The organism is Paenibacillus sp. YAE3, assembly GCF_057546105.1.
The window spans coordinates 234,029-250,244 of record NZ_BAAIYF010000003.1 but is presented as its reverse complement, the minus strand read 5'-3'; the positions used below and the strand labels follow the sequence as shown (position 1 = coordinate 250,244).

Genomic DNA, 16,216 nt, shown 5'->3' with positions numbered 1-16,216 from the left:
CAAGCGCCAAAAGCACACCCCTATGCAGGGAATGTGCGCGCCGGGAGAGTTTTTTCGTGGTTCACCAAAAACAGGCAGCCCGTTCCTTCCGGAATGAATAACATTTATTCATATGCAGAATACTTTTAACTTGAAGCTCTCCGCTATGAATGGTACATATTGTAAGAGGTCGAACGATTTTTAATTTGCCTTAAGGAGTAGAGCAGGTGGCCAATAAAACCATTGTTGCCGTTTGGATCAGCTTGATCAGTAACGTGGTGCTGACGGCGCTCAAAATCGTCACGGGTCTTGTATTTAATAGTAAAGTTCTCGTCGCGGACGGGATTCACAACGCCGGGGACGTCGTGGCAACCGTTGCCGCCTTGACTTCCGCCCTCGTCGCCAGGAAACCGGCCGATGAAGACCATCCTTACGGCCACGGCAAAGCCGAAGCGATTGCTTCCGGACTGGTGTCCATCATTTTGATCATGGCGGCGCTGCTGATGGTTTACAAGTCCGTCGAATCCTTTTTTTCGCCCCCCGCCGCAGCCAGCTGGATATCGCTGGTCGCCGCTTTTGTTTCCTTGGCGTGGAAGCAGGCGCTGTACATGTACTGCATCCGGATCGGAAAAGCGGAAAACAGCCGCAGCCTGATCGCGACCGCCTATGACCATATTGCCGACGTCTACGCTTCGTCAGCAGCCGTGATCGGGATCGGCATCGCGCTGATCGGCGACAAATACCATATCGCGTATACGGAATACGGCGACTCCGCCGCGGGCATTATCGTCTCTTATCTCGTCATCCGGCTCGGCTACAAAATGGGACGCGAAGCCATCGACATTTTGATGGACAAAAACGTCACGAACGAGCAGCTGGAACAGCTGACCGCGATCATTTATTCGGTTCCGAACGTCAAACGGGTGGACAGCATCCGCGCCCGGGAGCTCGGCAATGCGATTATCGTGGACGTGAAGGTCAGCGTCCCGAATCAATTGACCGTGAAGGAAGGACATGACGTAAGCCGCGAGGTGAAGCAAAGCATCATGAAGCGGATGAAGCACGTCGGGGACGTCATGGTGCATTTGAATCCGTGGTACGCGGACGGAGAGGAAGAATAAGAAAGGGACTGCCCCGAGATCGGGACAGTCCCTGTTTATTATCCGAGATCCGGCACGTCCACCAAGCTGACTTCCGGATTGCTTGTTCCGTGAAGCTCGAAAACGACAAGCTCGTTGCTGCCTGTCTTCAGCAGCGGCGCCGGAATGTACAATGCCTTCTGCGGTCCCGCTTCCCAGTATCGTCCGAGATTGAAGCCGTTAATATAGACGACGCCTTTCGTCCAGCCGTCCAAACGGATAAAGGTATCCGCCTTGTCATCGACTTCGAACGTTCCCTTGTAAAAGGCCGGCGCTCCGCCCTTAACGGAAGCTTCTTCCTTCAGCGGCGCAAAAGACAACGCCGACAAGTCGCTGAGCGGCAGCGGACGGATCGTCCAGTCGTACAGGAACTGGTTGCCGAGGCGGATGCCTTCCGTAATGCCCTTCGGATCCCTCATCAACGGGCCGTAGTTGACGCGGCCCATGTTTTCCACGAGCACGTCGAGCTGCAGCCCTTCGGCCGGGATTTCAAGCGGAATGCCTGCCGGGTTCCAGCGTTCCACCGTGCCTTTGTATTCGCCGTTCGCGAATACCAGCGCCCGGTCGCGCACGTCCTGGAGCACCAGCTCAAAGCCGTGCCGCGGACCGCTGATCCGCGTGGAATAAAGGATAAAGCCATAATTTTGGCCTAACTTCTCCATCGGCTCCGGACACGCCCTGCGGATCGGCTGCGACAACCGATCCAGCTGGCCGAACAATCCGGCCAGTTCCGTCATCTGCACGGTGCCGTACGCCTTTTTGCGGATCGGCTCAGGCAATTCCAGCTCCGGCAGGTCCGTGTAACGGGAAAGCACCTCGCGTACGGCATAAAACTTCGGCGTCGGATCCCCCCACTCGCTCAGCAGCGTATCGTAATCGTAGCTCGTGACCGTCGGCTCGAACTGCTGGCCGTGGTTGGCCCCGTTGTAAAACCCGAAATTGGTGCCGCCATGGAACATGTAAAAGTTCACCGATGCGCCTTCCTCCAGCATCTCTTCGAGCGCTTTCGCCACGTCTTCGGCCGGGCGGGTGTGATGCTCCTCCGTCCAATGGTCAAACCAGCCGTTCCAAAACTCCATGCACATCAACGGGCCTTCCGGCTGGTATTCGCGCAGCTTCGCGAACGCCTCCTTTGCTCTGGAACCGAAGTTGACCGTCTCCAGCACGCCTTCCACCATGCCGCCTTGAAGCATATGGTTTTCCGGGCCGTCGGAGGTGAACAGCAGCACGTCGATGCCGCGGCTGATCATGCCTTCTTTCAAGTAATTCAAATATTGCTTGTCATTGCCGTAGCTGCCGTATTCGTTTTCGATCTGCATGGCGATGATCGGGCCGCCGTTCGTGCATTGAAGCGGTTTCAATCTTGGCAGCAGCTCGTCGAAATAACGGTCGACCTTGTCCAGGAACGCGCGGTCGAAGCAGCGAAGCCGCATCGAGGAATCGGCCAGCAGCCAGGCAGGAAGTCCGCCGAATTCCCATTCGGCGCATATGTACGGGCTTGGACGCACGATGACATGAAGCCCCAATTCGCCGGCTAACCGGACGAACGCTTCGATGTCCGCCAATCCGTCAAACACGAACTTTCCTTCTTCCGGTTCGTGGATGTTCCACGCCACGTACGTTTCGACCGTGTTAAAACCGCAGGCTTTCAGCTTCAGCAGCCGGTCGCGCCAATATTCAGGTACCACGCGGAAATAATGGATGGAACCGGAAAAAATGCGAAGGGGTTCCCCTTCATAAACAAAATCGTTTCCTTGAACCTTGAATTCTGCCATTACGTTCGATCTCTCCCTCTCGGTGCCTTTTTTTGGCCTTTCCTGCCAATAGCCCTATCCGGCTTATTATAAGCCAGAATGAGGGTTAATGGGAGAACTATTTTGACAATTTTTCCGCAAAAATCAGCCCTTGACCCCGCCGAGCATCTGGCCTCCGGGATGAACAGCGGCACGAGTTATACACTTCTCCAATGAACAACCCGCCATATGCAGGTTTGAAATGAGTTAAGGATCGTGCGCATTTAGTTGGACAGAAAAAATAGGGGCTAGTAGAATGAAGAGAATAATACTAGGAGCGGGTCTGCTATGCCAAAACTCAGACGTCCATTTACAGCAGATTTTAAAAAATCAATGGTCCAGGTATATGAAAATTGAAAGCTTAAGGGCAGCGATTGCCAGAGAGTATGAACTTAGTCTTTCTGCCCTGCAAATCTCCAGAAGTACCTTCTACTATGACTTTCTTACGGATCGCGGAAACGATGTAATGGTATAATTCACATCATATTTATTATTGACGTCGAGGTACTTGCCCATGACAGAATTGACTAAGAAAAAGCAATCCAATGAGCCCCCCAGTTACGTTCTTTTAACGATGATTCGGTTAAGTTATTTTCTTGTGCTTAGTTTAATGTATCTATTGATCAAGTTTCCAACTCCTGCTTGGAAGAACTACTTCATTATCGGCTGCATCGTTCTGTTTGTTCCTGTTCATTTTCTCTATCCGGTGGTTAAGGATAAATGGAAGAGAATCGTAACAGCCTGCATTGATATTGCCATTACGACCTCATACTCCTATGTTTTTCTGAACGAAGAATCTCCTGATCTGCTGTTCATGGGTTTATCCAGCTTGTTCCTCTTTATGTTCGTTCAATCCCGGTGGGTTATGATCGCTTGGTACATATTCTTCGGAGTGAATATCCTCATTCTAATTCTGATTCAACTGCATCAATACGGGAACATAGAAGGCGCCTATTATATTGTGAATGGATCGTTCGTGGTATTTGCAGGTCTAATCGGATCTTTAATTCGTTATTATAAACAATCGAGGATTGAAACCATGCGCTTGCATAAGGAACTGGAGAACTCGTATAGACAGTTGACTGAGTATTCCCTACAAGTAGAAGAGTTATCCGTCAGCCGAGAAAGGATTCGCATTGCAAGAGAGATCCATGACACGGTTGGACACAATTTGATCGCTCTTCTGATTCAACTTGACTTGGCCAGAAAGCTGCAAGCATCCGATGCTGAGAAAAGCCGAGAGTGCCTGCAGCAATGTGAGGATCTGGTTCGCTCCGCACTACACGAGGTTAGACTCTCGGTACGTACTATACGCGAAGAGGACAACGGTTTGACTTTTGCCGAATCGGTCACAAGGTTGACTGGACAGTTCGCGGAGTTAACAGGTATGCAAGTTTCGGTCGAGGTGGATCCCCATTTTCCAGATGTGTCCGAAGCGTTGCGTCTCACCCTCATTCGGATTGTTCAGGAATCGTTGACCAATGCCCGGAAACACGGAGATTCTTCGCAAGTTTGGGTGACTCTCCGCTGCGCGGAACATGGGATTGATGTGAGCATCCTCAATAACGGGCTTGGAAATCCCGAATATTCCCCAGGATTCGGCTTGTTAAATATGCGGGAACGGGTCCATGAACATGGTGGAACTCTGCGGATTGTAACAGGTCCCGAAGAAGGATTCGAAGTGCGGGTTACAATCCCGTTGGATGAGATAAAAATGGATGGAGGCGAAATGAATGATTCAAGTGCTGGTTGCCGATGATCAACGTCTAATGCGGGACGGATTGTCCGCCCTCATCAGTTTGGACCCATATATTAAGGTGGTGGGTACCGCATCAGACGGCAAAGAAGCTTACGAGAAGGCCTTGGGGCTGCGTCCGGACATTGTTCTGATGGACATTCGCATGCCAGCCGTGGATGGTGTGGAGGGTACGCGACTGATTCGCAGTCACTTGCCGGAAGTCAAAGTGATGGTGTTGACGACGTTCGAGGATATCGAGCTTATTGTCAGGGCGCTAGAACAGGGAGCTAACGGCTATCTTCTAAAGGATATGCCATCGGAAGCGATCGTCAGAGCCATTCACACCATCCATTCAGGAGGAACCGTGCTGCAACCGAGCATAACAGCCCGCATTCTCGAGGAATGGAAGAAGCGCGAGAGCAGAATCAATGGCAATTCCGTTATTAGAGACGATCCCGGTTCATCCTTGATCGAGCAATTATCGGTTCGAGAGATGGAAGTACTTCGATTAATCGGCCGCGGGTTGAACAATAAAGAAATTGCAGACGAATTGATCATTACCGAAGGAACCGTGAAGAATCATGTCTCCAACGTCATCTCCAAACTGGAGTTGCGCGATCGGACGCAAGTGGCGATCTTCGCTGTGCAACGCGGTATCACGATACCTGAAACATGACTTTGTGCATAGTCCTATGCCATAAGTATGGAAATGCATACGTTCGTTTACATGCATGTTCTATCGGATTACAGATTCGATCGGTTATTGATTTTGTTATGCTTATTTCCAGATCGATAAACACGAAATGGAAAGAGGCGTTTCAACTTGTTCAGACCCATCTGGATTCTGCTGTCCATCTTTGTTGTACTAACTGCAAGCTATAGTCATGTCTACGCTGATTCCCGGCTTCAAAGCGATGATGTAAACGGTTATAACCAGCAAATCGAGCAAATGGTACGCGATCATATGGCCAAAGGCAAAATTCCCGGCGTCTCTCTAGTCGTCGTCAAAAACGGCCGTACGGTAATGAGCAAAGGATTCGGTTACGCGGATACGCAGTCCAAGCGAAAAGTCACGATGGACACGAAATTCCAACTGGGTTCGTTGTCTAAATCATTTACGGGACTGGCGATTACACATCTTGCCGATCAACATCTATTGGAATTAGATAAGGCGGTCTCTTTCTATCTTCCTTGGTTCCAAGTTCGGTACCGTCAGGCTCCTGCGGAGATTACGCTCAATCAATTGATGGAGCACACGAGCGGATTTGGCACGGAGACATTCATCGATATTCCCGCCTCTTCGGACAAGGATGCTTTGGAACAAGGTGTAATGAAGTTGGCACACGCCTCCTTGAACTCCTCTCCTGGCGAAAAGTATGCTTACTCGAACGTGAACTTTAACATCTTAGGCCTTCTTATCGAGAACGTCTCGGGTCAGTCTTATGAGGACTACATGAAAGATCATATTTTCAAACCGCTTGGTCTTCAGCATACGAACGTTCGCGGGCAACGGTTACCGCACAATCTGGCAACGGGATACAAGGCTTCATTTTTCGGGGCAAGCCCATATTCAGTTCCCTACAGTTTAAGCCAAGCCCCTGCGGGTTCAATTATTACGAACGGGACAGACATGGAAAAGTGGCTGAGATTCAACTTAGGAATTGAACGTGTCGACGGCTATGAGGTTGTTCATCCGACAGTTGCGACTCCCTTTCATTATTACGGCGGCTGGGAATTCGATACGGTTTCCAGTCAGACGCAGCACGCTGGGAATCTGGAGAATTACTCTTCTTTTATTGTGATGGACTCCCGGGAAAGAACAGGCGTTGTCGTCTTGGCCAATTTGAATTCGACCTACACAACAACCATTGGCGAGGGAATCATGTCTTTGTTGAAGGGACAGCCCGCGTTAAAGGGCGGAAGCTTGGACATGTATCTCTTGATCGACCAGGTTGCTTCTTCGATCATTTTGATCATGGGTCTGCTAATCCTAGTGATGTTTTGGCTTATAGGCAACACCTGGAGAGCCATCCGGACTGGAGGCATAACTCTCCGGTTGCGACCGCTGCGGGTCCTCATCTCCTTTCTTCTCCTATCGGTTCTTGTGTTTCTCTACGTTCTTATGATCCGGTTGCCTGCTTTTATTTTCCCCAATGCGGATTGGAGCTTTATTAACGACTGGATGCCAAATACGACTTTGTACGGGGTTATGATTCTGCTCGGTTTCCTGACACTTCTAACCATTAACACAATCGCTAGGCTCGTATATAGAAAATAGGATGGCTAACTCTTCTATCCCGCAGTACTCGTAAGTTTGGACATATAAAAACTCCCCTTGGCAGACAGGTTCTGCTATTTCACCTGCCTGCCTAAAGGGGAGCACATCAAGGAATATGACTTAACATTGAACCAAGCTTACCACCTGCGAATAGCGCATATGAATGAAATGAGCGCCCCAATTGATGCGATCGTCCGCAAATGATTCCATCGCACCCAACTGTCCAAATATTCCCGCCATGTCTGAGTCCCCTCCGAGCTACCGGAAATCGCGGCGGCTAAAGTATCGTTGAGCGGAACATTGAATATAGCCGTAACCATAAATACGCCGACGATTATGAGCAGGCTTCCAACAATCACGTATATCGCGCTGGCTCTGCCCATTTTGATAAATGAAGCGATCCCCAATACGACACTTAATACCGTTGTGCCCATGAAAACCCACATAAAGGACGATTGTAGAATCGTCGAATTGATGCTCTTTTTAGCTCCAACTGCTTGTTGTATCATTCAGAAAGAATTGGAACGTGATGTTAAAATGATCTTTTACGATTCCGAAGCAGGGACTGAATTCAGTTTCTTGCAACGGGAACAACACTTGCCCTTTTTCACTAAATTTATTAAACATATCTTCAATCTCGCTTCGTTGCGTCGCTGTAATGCAAATATTCACCTGATCTCCAACTGCATAAGGTTGCCCCGGAAAAATATCAGCGACCATCATATCATTTTCACCGGTTTGCAACACGGCATGGGCAATACGGGTTTTCGCTTCTTCAGGCAAACCATCGGCATCCTTGCCTTCCCCATACGTCGTTTTGTACAGCAATTTCGAGTTCAACGCTTCCTGATAAAACTCAATCGCCTCCGCAGCTTGCCCATCCAGCATAATAAACGAGGTTGAACGCATTGACATGTAAACATCTCCTTATAAATTTAATGGTCCAATGGTTTTGGACTTCACTTCATTAGCATCATATCGTACTATAGTGACAATACTTGTCGTGATTCATATAAAGGAGTAAATTATGGCAAAGTCCAAAAGACTGATCGAGATTATGATGGCCATTAACAAAAAGAAGTCCTTCAACGCCACAGAGCTTGCCAGTGAATTTGGAGTTTCCACGCGGACGATTATGCGGTATATGCAGGAGCTGAGCGCGCTGGGGGTGCCTTTTTATTCGGAGGTCGGTCAGCATGGGGGCTATAGAATGCTTAACGAGAGAACGCTTCCCCCGGTTGCTTTTACGGAAGATGAGGCGCTCGCTGTATTTTTTGCCAGCCATGCCTTGAGGCACTTCGCTGATCTTCCCTTTGAGGCGGAAACAGATTCAGTGTTGCGGAAATTTTACTCTTATATGTCGGATGATATTCGGGACCGTATCGATCGGATGCGGAAACGGTTTGATCTGGTTACGCCGATGAGACAAGCAAGCACGCCTTATTTGAGCGTGTTGCTGGATGCTGCGATCGATCAAAAAGTGGTGCGCATGGAGTACGAATCGAAGCAGCATAAGCGGTCAAGAGATGTTCAGCCGATCGGAATTTATGCCAGCAACGGGTTTTGGTATTGTCCGGCCTATTGCTTTCACCGCCGCGCTATTCGCTTGTTTCGCTGTGACCGGGTTAGGTCTGTTGAACTGTCCGATCTGAAAGCGGTCGATTTGACGCATGTGCATACAGGAAACTGGGAGTCCTACATGGAACAGGAAAGTCCCGATCTTGAACTGTATGTCGAGCTTACAGCGACCGGGGTGCAAAGATACGAGTCCGAAATGTGGCCCCCGCACAAAATGCAAATTCATGTTCGAGAAGACGGCACGGGGTGGCTCGGCAATCCTGTCCCCGCGGGCAGCCTTCCCTTTTTCGGCCAATTTTTTATTGGATTGGGTACGGATGCAAAGGTAAAAGCGCCAGAGGAGTTGATCCATATTATGAGGGAAATGCTGGACGAAATAATGGCTCAATATCGGTAAGGATCCTCTCAGCGCCAAGGCTGCAGTTTACACCACGAGCCATCCTAAATTCCTCGACGCATATTCCTTAAAACCGGACGGAGGACCCTTTGGGCCTGGAGGACCGGGACCATGGTAAAATTTCGGATAGAGGTGAAACAAGATGAGTAGCAGAAGATTTATGAACCCCCTGACTTCCCCCATCCACTTCCATACCGCAATGATTGAGCAAATACCCGCGGCGGTTTCTATGGGCCAAGAAATGATAGGTAGCAAAAAAATGAAGGTATCCCCCTTCGGGGAGATCGTTAAGGGAGGCCGCGATGAACGAGACCGCATTTGACGAAACATTATTTGCAAGCTTGAAGCCGGGCTTAACCGCGTTCTGTTACCGAATGCTAGGCTCGATGGACGATGCGGACGATGCCGTTCAGGAGACGAGTATTCGGGTCTGGCAGAGCTGGAGCACGTTCAGACAGGATTCCTCGTTCAAAACCTGGGTCTATAGGATTGCCTCCAACCTGTGCTTGGACAAACTGAGACAATCCAAACGCCGCGCGCTTCCCGTCGACCTGTTCGACCCGGCCGTCGCCATCGTCGAGCCGCGCGACACGCTGCCGGACTCTGCCTGGATCTGGCCGTCTCCCGACTTTGGGGGCAACCCGGAGGATCGGCTCGTCCGCAGAGATACCCTTCAACTGTGCTTCATCGCTCTTCTGCAGACCTTGCCACCGCGGCAGCGCGCGGTACTCATTTTGAAGGATGTATTTGAATGGTCCTCCAAGCAGATCGCGGAGACGCTCGCAATGTCGCCGGCAGCGGTGAACAGCGCCTTGCAAAGAGCCCGAGAGACGTTGGACCGGGCGCAGCTCCGCTCGGATGAGCTCAGCAGCATGGACGTTCAACCGGAGCAGCAGTTGCTGGCCCGGTATGTGGAGGCCTTCGAGCAATTCGATATTGCTGCGCTCGTCGCGTTGTTCCACGAGGAAGGCTGCATGTCGATGCCGCCCTTCGAGATGTGGATCCGCGGCAAGGAAGATTTGTCCGCCTTCTATTCGCTTACTCGCTGGCATTGCGAAGGTTCGCGATTTGTGCCCATTACGGTGAATGGCGGTTATCCTGCGCTGGCCCAGTATATGCCGGACAAAGACGGCTCCAGCCTGGTACCCTGGGGCATCCACGTCATTGAGGCCAGAGAAAATCAAATTCTGCACGTTCAAAACTTCATTAATACAAAATTATTTTCGCGATTTGGGCTGCCTGAGCGACTCGACCGATGAATTTCGCCATTGGCTTACGTCTATATTATTGAGAATAACCAAACGACGAATATGATGAAAGAGGTGTCCAATCAAATGGAAACGAATCAACCGACGAAAGTAACCGTGCAAGCCGTCATAGAGGCCCCTGTCGAGAAGGTATGGCGCTATTGGACCGAGCCGGATCACATCACGAAGTGGAATCAAGCGTCCGAGGACTGGCATGCGCCGAGAGCCGAAAACGATCTGCGGGTCGGCGGCAAGTTTGTGACACGGATGGAAGCGAAGGATGGGAGCATGGGCTTTGATTTTGGCGGCGTTTACGATGTCGTGAATCGGCATGAGGCGATCGGCTACACCATGGGAGACGGAAGAAGAGTGGATATTGCTTTCATCGATCTAGGGAATAAGACGAAGGTCATTGAAACGTTCGACGCGGAAAGCTCCAATCCCGTCGAGTTCCAGCAAGCAGGCTGGCAAGCGATCATGGACAATTTCAAAGCCTATACCGAACAAAACTAATCATCGCGAAAAAGACGCCGGGGAAGATGCCCGGCGTCTTTCATTTTGAACCCTAGTACGAGTGTTTTCTCCGTTAGCCTTAACCTTGTGCCGCATTCATGTTCATGTAGTTAATGGCCCACAGATGGCCATCCAAGTCCACGAAGCCCCAATGATACATGAACCCATGATCTTCAGGTTCAGCGTGCAATTTCCCGCCCAAGGAGACCGCGGTATTCACGATTTCATCGACCTTTTCCCGGCTCTCGAAGGCCAGTGCGACCGTCATCTGCGCATACTTGCTCGTATCGACGGATTCCTTCCCCGTGAGCGTATTAAAGAATGCTTGATTGATCAGCATGACCTGCAGGTTGTCGCCGATCACGATGGCTGCCGAATTCTCGCTCTCGGGGAATTGCGGGTTGAGCTCGAATCCGAGTCCGGTGAAGAACGCTTTCGATTGTTCTACGTTTTTTACAGGCAGGTTGAAGCTCGTGAATGCGGACGTTAATGCCATTTTCAAAACACCTCTTCGTCAGATTAGTTTGTGTTCATTTATGCCTTTGTTTATATAGACGACAGCCGATCCGGGAATTCATCGGTCTCATGGATTCGGAAGCGTGAATTTTGAAAGATATTGAGTTCGGATCCCCTCGATCCCCCCATCTGCATAGCCGGTCGTTTTTATGTTTCGCACTCTTCGCGAGCTCAACTGGCTAGAGCATAAAAAAACCGCCGCAGAAGACGCGAGCGTCCCTGCAGCGGCTGCAAGCATTTATCTCTTGGGCTGAAGCAAAACCGTTTTGATTTCCGCGGGGCCTGCGGCGATCTCCATGAGATCCACCCGTTCCAGCGGCTCCTCCATAATGTTGCTCTCCCTTGCCTCTTGAACGGCAAAGGAAGGTTCGATGCGCAGAAGCCGCGGGTCTTTTTCGGTATTGAACCACCGAGCCACAACGGCATCCTCCGGGGACATTTTCAGCGCCGAGAACAGGAGCCCCTTCCCTTCCCAGGACAGATAAGAATGAACGGCCGGAAGGCGGACCCCATGCATCCCCGTTTGCTGCGCCAGCCACGGCACCTGGAATTGATGCGCCAGAACCATGGCGCCCTCCTCGTCCAAACCTCCTTTTCCTTGACCGGATTCTTCCGGCGAAAAAGGGACGATCATCAGGCGCGCCGTATGTTTTCCTTTGCACTGCGCCCCCGGCGTCGGAAAATGGCCCCAGTCTCCCATTTCCCCCACCGCCCGCAGCAGCGTTACCGCCATTCCCGCCGTCGATTCCTCCTGCACGATTTCGTATTCCGGCAGCCCCTGGTTGGCGATCAGGAGGCCCTGCCGTTCGTCCCGGATCGATACGAAGGCCTGTTGATGATGGCAGTTGCTCGGGTTTTTCCATTCCGCGGCCGGGACGTTGTTTCTTTCCGCGGCTTCGAAGATCGAATCCGCCTTGTGCGTATGGGCGACGATGCCCGGTTTGAACAGCATCCGAAGCCGATGGTCTTCCGCTTGGTTGTCGAACGCGGACTCGACAAGGATGCCTTGGCCTTCGCGTTCGAGCGTGATCCGGGTGTAGATGCGCAGATCCGTCATGACGGAAGAACGGCCCGCCCTTCGTCCCGTGAACCAAACCAGCTCCCTCTGCTCCTCCCCGAGCGTGTCGTCCGCGGAAACGGGAATGCGAAGCGTATGCGCAATATCGAAGGAAGCCCGGTACGGCTCGTCTTCGGCCAACGTGACGTCGGCGGCCAGGCCCTTCGTCGTGATCGGCAGATCGCCGTCAGGCTGCTTGTACATATATTCGTTGCCGATATCGCCGGTGTCCTCATAGATGCACAGGTCCCGCAGCATCCGGCCGGTTGCCTTGTCCATGACGGTCAGGGAACCGTCGTGTTCGATCGTCACCGCCAAATATTCGTTCTCCATGCGGTTAGGTCCGGTCACCAGCGATGGACGGGGCGCATCGTTTCCTGCCGGAGCGTTGGCCGATGCGATACCGGCGGCGGTTCGGCCTGCGATGCCTGCGCCTCCTTGCTTTCCGCGGACGACGGCAAACGTTTTATGCCCGAGCCCCGGCACGCGCCCCGCTTCGAAGCGTACCCGGATTTTCCTTGCGAAATAAGGCTGGCGGAAGCGGTCATCCGGCAGGTCGTAGCCAAACCCGATGCCGAGGTCCTCATAGGCAAACGGCACCTCTTCCCCGTCCGGATCGATCATGCGCAACTGGCCGATCGGCAGCGTCTTCAGCGTTTTTTTCATTTCGGCAAAACCGATGCCGCTCCGGAAATAGATCCGCTCGATCTCAAGCTCCGCCGTCGCCACGCCGGAACGTTTCCAGCCGGTCGTATTCCATACCGCCAGCGGATGTGCGGTTTCCCCTTCCCGAAGGAACCGGCCGAACCGGCTCGTATCGATCTCATCCGCAAGCGCGTCCAGGCTGTCGCTGACGATCGCTTCGGCCACGTGCCTGCTTTTGGCGAACCGGGCCACCATCTCGTCATGCACTTCGTCCACGCTGCAGCCGCAAATGCTGTCATGGGGATGGTTTTGCATCAGCGTTTTCCAGGCATATTCGAACAGGTGATGCGGATACGGCGCTTTCCCGCTCAAATGGGCGAAAACGGCGAGCGGCTCGGCCGTTTTTTCCAGCAGCGTTTGTCCCAGGTTGTTCATTTGCTTCAGGTATATTCTCGATGACGCGGTGTTGACCAAGGTCGACCAGCCGTCCGTATGTTGGCTGCGAAGTTCGCCGCGGACGACCGACAGATGCTCCGGCACGTTTTCGGATACGGCCTTGGCGTAATCCGCCAAGTTGGAATGGACGAAACGATGTTCCGGAAACAGGGCTTGCGCCGTTTGGATCGCCGCGGCGGCCGTCTGCTGCACCGGCTGGTGGTCGCATCCGTTCATCATCAGCAGATGCGGCGTTGAAGCGTACTTTTCCGCATCCTGCAGCTTTTGCTCCCAATAGGCCGCCGCTTCCCCGGGTTCCACGGGCATTTCGTTGCCGTTGCTGTACCAATTGGCGAACAAAATGCCAAGCACGCGCGAACCGTCGGGAGCTTCCCAGATCATTTCCGAATACGGCGATTCGTACGCCGCCGCCTCGCTGACTTCGTTGTTGAACCCCGTCGGCTTGACGCCCCGTCCGAAAAAGGCGTTCCCGATGCCGGCCTGGCGCAGCAGCTGCGGCGCCTGCCCCATATTGCCGAAGGAGTCGGGGAAATACCCGGTTTTGCTTATCGCGCCGTAACGGGCCGCATCCCGGTGACCGTATAGCAGATTACGCACGTTGGCTTCGCTGCTGGTCAGAAACTCGTCCTGCAAAACATACCACGGGCCGATATGGATGCGGCCTTCGCGTACGTATTTCTCGAGAAGCTCCCGCTTTTCCGGGCGGATCTGCACATAATCGTCCAGCATGATCGTTTGCCCGTCGAGATGAAAGCTTTTGAAACCCGGATCCTTTTCCAGGATGGCCAGCAGCTCGTCCATCAGCTTGACCAGGCGCACATGATGTTTTTCATAAGGCAGATACCATTCCCTGTCCCAATGCGTGTGCGAAACGATATGTACCGTCTTTGATTGTGCCAATATTCCGCTCTCCATTCTAAGATTTTTTCTAATGCCGCATGACAGGCCCGCCAACGCCCCTCGATCGGCGATGCGCAGGCCGCATGCATGAAACAGGCTATCGTATGTGCCGGTTTAACCGACGATCCCCGTCCGTTCCACGCTTTCCACGAAATACCGCTGCACGAACAGGTATAAAATGATCAGCGGCGCGGTCAGGAGCAGCACGCCCGTGTTCAGGAGCATCGACTGATAGACCAGATCCGGCTCCTTGCCAAGCGCCGACCCCATATCCATCAGCTGCGTGGAAAGCACTTTGACCTTGCTCAGGAAAAGCGACACGTAATAGCTGTCATTCCACTGCCAGACGAACGAAAACAAAACGACGGTAATGATGGCCGGCACGGCGTTCGGCAGCATGATCCGGTAAAAGGTTCTCAGCACGCCCGCGCCGTCGACGAACGCCGACTCCTCGATTTCTTTCGGAATCCCGCGGAAAAACTGGCGGAAAATATAAATGTACAAGCCGTTTTTCAGCCCCATCGCGGTCGCGGAGGAAATCAGGAACGGCCAGAAGGTATCGATCAGGTTCAGGCTGGATTTGCCCGTAAACAGCTTGATCAAACCGAACAAATCGAAATAACGGTACGTCAGGTACAGCGGAATCATGATGGTTTGCGGCGGCACCACGATCGTGAAAATGACGAGGCCGAACAGCAGGCCGCTGCCCCGGAACTTCAGCCTTGCAAAGGCATAAGCCGCAAGCGCGCACGAAGCCAGCTGGACGATCGTCGTTCCGGCCGATATCAGGAACGTGTTCAGGAGGGCCGGGAAATATTGGGTCGCCTCCATCGCGATTTTGATGTTGTCGAGCGTAAAATGCCGCGGAATCCAAAGCACGGTCGGATCGTAAATGTCGGCTTTGCTGCGAAAGGCTACCGAGAGCCGCAAAAACAGCGGAAACAAAATAATGAAGCAAAAGCCGACGATCATGACGGTGCGGACGGCTTTCCACAGCCAAAGCTTGGATTTTTCCAGGGGATTGAATCGGTACTGGATGATATCCGCGTATGCGGCGGGCGATTTCATGGCCTTCTCCTCCTATCAGTCATAGTAGAATACCTTTCGGGAAATGATGGCCGTCGAAATGCCCAGGATCGCCGTCACGACCGCGAAATACACCCAGGACATCGCCGCGCTTTGGCCAAACTCGAACGATTTGAACGCCGTTTCGGAAATGAGGGAATTGATCGAATTCCGGCTGAAAGAATCGATGATCGAATACACCGTGTTCGTCAGGATGAGCGGCGTCATCATCGGAAACGTCACCTTCCAGAAAATTTCGTAGCCCGTCGCCCCTTCGATCCGCGACGCCTCGTACAAGGCCGGCGAAATCGACTGCAGCCCGGCAAGAAAAATCAGGATTTGCACCCCGGACGAGCTGATGATTTCGTATATGCGGTCCACCGCGCCCGTAATGTAATCGACGAACACCGGCGCAAGCCCGGATTCGGTCAGCATTTTTTTGAGCTCGAAGCTTTGCAGCATCCCGCCGCCGCTTTCGCCGCTGCTTCCGGACAGGGTCGAACCCCCGACAAAGCTGCTGATGTCCAGGTTGGCGATCGCCGCGGACGCCAAAATGACCGGCAGGAAAAATATCGCGCGCGCAAGCGCCCTCCCCCGGAACTTCTGGTTGAGCAGCACCGCGGCGAACAGGCTGAAAATGATGATGATCGGCACGTTGACGACCATGTTGACGACCGATTCGGTCAGTTTGCGCGGATAATCCGGGTTGGTCGTAAACAGGCTGCCGTAGTTGGACCATCCTTTGTAATCGACGGCAAAGCCGCCTTCAACGAGCCGAATGGTGCTGAGGCTGAACCGGAAGGACTGGATCAGCGGCAGCAGGAACAGGATGACGAGCCCCAAAATAAGCGGCGTGACGAACAGCAGGCCGTACAGCTGCTTTTTCTGGGACAAAGTTAACGATTTTCTGAACAT

General features: G+C 52.5%; 14 protein-coding genes. 7 read left to right on the top strand and 7 right to left on the bottom strand.

Translation table 11 applies throughout. The features are described 5' to 3' along the window. Positions 1 to 206 precede the first annotated feature (206 nt). Positions 207 to 1,100 (top strand): cation diffusion facilitator family transporter, encoded by an 894-nt coding sequence (locus tag AC27KL_RS07145; protein ID WP_487169281.1) that lies wholly within the window; start codon positions 207 to 209, stop codon positions 1,098 to 1,100. A gap of 38 nt (positions 1,101 to 1,138) precedes the next feature. Here the strand turns inward: AC27KL_RS07145 and AC27KL_RS07140 are convergent, their stop codons facing one another. Beyond that, entirely contained in the window at positions 1,139 to 2,893 is a 1,755-nt protein-coding gene (locus tag AC27KL_RS07140) for a glycoside hydrolase family 35 protein (protein ID WP_487169280.1), read from the bottom strand. Positions 2,894 to 3,425: 532 nt separating this feature from the next. On the opposite strand from AC27KL_RS07140, the gene AC27KL_RS07135 reads away from it, so the two are divergent. From AC27KL_RS07135 to AC27KL_RS07125, 3 genes are all read left to right on the top strand, one after another. After that, positions 3,426 to 4,670: a sensor histidine kinase gene (locus AC27KL_RS07135; RefSeq protein WP_487169279.1), complete on the top strand. Its 1,245-nt coding sequence runs from the start codon at positions 3,426 to 3,428 to the stop codon at positions 4,668 to 4,670. After that, positions 4,645 to 5,325: a response regulator gene (locus tag AC27KL_RS07130; protein ID WP_487169278.1), complete on the top strand. Its 681-nt coding sequence runs from the start codon at positions 4,645 to 4,647 to the stop codon at positions 5,323 to 5,325. The genes AC27KL_RS07135 and AC27KL_RS07130 overlap by 26 nt, the downstream gene beginning before the upstream one ends. Positions 5,326 to 5,472: 147 nt before the next feature. Continuing rightward, positions 5,473 to 6,927, top strand: a complete 1,455-nt coding sequence (locus tag AC27KL_RS07125) for a serine hydrolase domain-containing protein (RefSeq protein ID WP_487169277.1) — start codon at positions 5,473 to 5,475, stop codon at positions 6,925 to 6,927. A 137-nt stretch (positions 6,928 to 7,064) separates the two neighbouring features. Here the strand turns inward: AC27KL_RS07125 and AC27KL_RS07120 are convergent, their stop codons facing one another. Both AC27KL_RS07120 and AC27KL_RS07115 read right to left on the bottom strand, forming a co-directional pair. Beyond that, the gene (locus AC27KL_RS07120; protein WP_487169276.1) at positions 7,065 to 7,361 is read right to left on the bottom strand and encodes an anthrone oxygenase family protein; all 297 of its coding nucleotides are present in this window, start codon (positions 7,359 to 7,361) and stop codon (positions 7,065 to 7,067) included. 49 nt (positions 7,362 to 7,410) lie between these two features. Further along, positions 7,411 to 7,842 (bottom strand): VOC family protein, encoded by a 432-nt coding sequence (locus AC27KL_RS07115; RefSeq protein WP_487169275.1) that lies wholly within the window; start codon positions 7,840 to 7,842, stop codon positions 7,411 to 7,413. A 112-nt stretch (positions 7,843 to 7,954) separates the two neighbouring features. Here AC27KL_RS07115 and AC27KL_RS07110 point away from each other — a divergent pair, with 112 nt between their 5' ends. The 3 genes from AC27KL_RS07110 (at position 7,955) to AC27KL_RS07100 (ending at position 10,662) form a co-directional block, all read left to right on the top strand. Next, the gene (locus AC27KL_RS07110) at positions 7,955 to 8,902 is read left to right on the top strand and encodes a helix-turn-helix transcriptional regulator (RefSeq protein ID WP_487169274.1); all 948 of its coding nucleotides are present in this window, start codon (positions 7,955 to 7,957) and stop codon (positions 8,900 to 8,902) included. Between the two features lie 302 nt (positions 8,903 to 9,204). Then, positions 9,205 to 10,161, top strand: coding sequence for a sigma-70 family RNA polymerase sigma factor (locus AC27KL_RS07105; protein ID WP_487169273.1), 957 nt, complete (start codon positions 9,205 to 9,207; stop codon positions 10,159 to 10,161). 75 nt (positions 10,162 to 10,236) lie between these two features. Then, the gene (locus tag AC27KL_RS07100) at positions 10,237 to 10,662 is read left to right on the top strand and encodes an SRPBCC family protein (protein ID WP_487169272.1); all 426 of its coding nucleotides are present in this window, start codon (positions 10,237 to 10,239) and stop codon (positions 10,660 to 10,662) included. 79 nt (positions 10,663 to 10,741) lie between these two features. Here AC27KL_RS07100 and AC27KL_RS07095 read toward each other — a convergent pair whose 3' ends face one another. The 4 genes from AC27KL_RS07095 to AC27KL_RS07080 all read right to left on the bottom strand — a co-directional run bounded on the left by AC27KL_RS07095 (position 10,742) and on the right by AC27KL_RS07080 (position 16,216). Continuing rightward, positions 10,742 to 11,158, bottom strand: coding sequence for a VOC family protein (locus AC27KL_RS07095; RefSeq protein ID WP_487169271.1), 417 nt, complete (start codon positions 11,156 to 11,158; stop codon positions 10,742 to 10,744). A gap of 258 nt (positions 11,159 to 11,416) precedes the next feature. Then, positions 11,417 to 14,236 carry an alpha-mannosidase gene (locus tag AC27KL_RS07090; protein WP_487169270.1) on the bottom strand — a complete coding sequence of 940 codons (2,820 nt, stop codon included), beginning with the start codon at positions 14,234 to 14,236 and terminating at the stop codon, positions 11,417 to 11,419. Positions 14,237 to 14,350: 114 nt separating this feature from the next. Beyond that, on the bottom strand, positions 14,351 to 15,304 hold the full coding sequence (locus AC27KL_RS07085; protein ID WP_052147280.1) for a carbohydrate ABC transporter permease: 954 nt from the start codon (positions 15,302 to 15,304) through the stop codon (positions 14,351 to 14,353). Between the two features lie 15 nt (positions 15,305 to 15,319). After that, positions 15,320 to 16,216, bottom strand: a complete 897-nt coding sequence (locus tag AC27KL_RS07080) for a carbohydrate ABC transporter permease (protein WP_036713845.1) — start codon at positions 16,214 to 16,216, stop codon at positions 15,320 to 15,322.

Excerpts from the sequence above, each read along its gene's own strand:
- AC27KL_RS07140 (WP_487169280.1), bottom strand. The coding sequence starts at position 2,893 with ATGGCAGAATTCAAGGTTCAAGGAAACGATTTTGTTTATGAAGGGGAA.
- AC27KL_RS07135 (WP_487169279.1), top strand. The coding sequence starts at position 3,426 with ATGACAGAATTGACTAAGAAAAAGCAATCCAATGAGCCCCCCAGTTAC.
- AC27KL_RS07130 (WP_487169278.1), top strand. The coding sequence starts at position 4,645 with ATGATTCAAGTGCTGGTTGCCGATGATCAACGTCTAATGCGGGACGGA.
- AC27KL_RS07120 (WP_487169276.1), bottom strand. The coding sequence starts at position 7,361 with ATGGGCACAACGGTATTAAGTGTCGTATTGGGGATCGCTTCATTTATC.
- AC27KL_RS07115 (WP_487169275.1), bottom strand. The coding sequence starts at position 7,842 with ATGTCAATGCGTTCAACCTCGTTTATTATGCTGGATGGGCAAGCTGCG.
- AC27KL_RS07110 (WP_487169274.1), top strand. The coding sequence starts at position 7,955 with ATGGCAAAGTCCAAAAGACTGATCGAGATTATGATGGCCATTAACAAA.
- AC27KL_RS07105 (WP_487169273.1), top strand. The coding sequence starts at position 9,205 with ATGAACGAGACCGCATTTGACGAAACATTATTTGCAAGCTTGAAGCCG.
- AC27KL_RS07100 (WP_487169272.1), top strand. The coding sequence starts at position 10,237 with ATGGAAACGAATCAACCGACGAAAGTAACCGTGCAAGCCGTCATAGAG.
- AC27KL_RS07095 (WP_487169271.1), bottom strand. The coding sequence starts at position 11,158 with ATGGCATTAACGTCCGCATTCACGAGCTTCAACCTGCCTGTAAAAAAC.
- AC27KL_RS07085 (WP_052147280.1), bottom strand. The coding sequence starts at position 15,304 with ATGAAATCGCCCGCCGCATACGCGGATATCATCCAGTACCGATTCAAT.
- AC27KL_RS07080 (WP_036713845.1), bottom strand. The coding sequence starts at position 16,216 with ATGTTCAGAAAATCGTTAACTTTGTCCCAGAAAAAGCAGCTGTACGGC.